Source organism: Bartonella sp. CE47NXGY (genome assembly GCF_042195415.1).
Taxonomy (GTDB): domain Bacteria; phylum Pseudomonadota; class Alphaproteobacteria; order Rhizobiales; family Rhizobiaceae; genus Bartonella.
In genome coordinates this window covers 1-512 of the sequence record NZ_JBHIOI010000311.1, presented here as the reverse complement: position 1 = coordinate 512, position 512 = coordinate 1, and the positions used below count along the sequence as shown (strand labels likewise).

Below are 512 nucleotides of genomic sequence, written 5' to 3'. Positions count from 1 at the left end.
ACAGGTACCTATAGGGGTGCTGGTTATGATAGCTTTGCTTTCAATGTGAAAGGCGCTTACATCATCGGCAATAAAGAGCATCTCACACAAGAACAACTCAAAACATTAAAACCCGGTGACAAATTTACCTTTACAGTCCCAAAAACAAAAGAGCTTGAAAGCATTCTCATTCCACAAGAAAGATTAGCTCCTTTGACAGAAAATGAAAAAGCCGAAATGATTGCTGAAGATTCTTGCGTACACACAAGCTTAAAACAGATCCAGAAATTGGCAAAAATTGTTTATGGTAACGAAAAAATATTAGACAAACAGATGGTAGAGATCATCAAAAATCCAAGCTTAGGCCAGCAGCTCGCCAACCAGATTGAAAGAGCACCGTACTCTATTTCTCATCTTGCAGGTTTCAGTTTATGTGGACTACAAAATCAGGCACGCGCAAACGCTAAAAATCATCTTGAGATGCTCTGTACTGCCGTTGTAAATTTTGCCCATGCAGTGAGACATGCTGAAAA

Annotated in this window: 1 protein-coding gene; it reads left to right on the top strand. The window is 39.5% G+C overall.

Annotated features, from left to right (window positions below; all coding sequences use genetic code 11):
• Positions 1-512 (top strand): BID domain-containing T4SS effector (locus ACFIL3_RS11340; protein ID WP_375682319.1); only part of this gene is annotated, 512 nt, incomplete at both ends.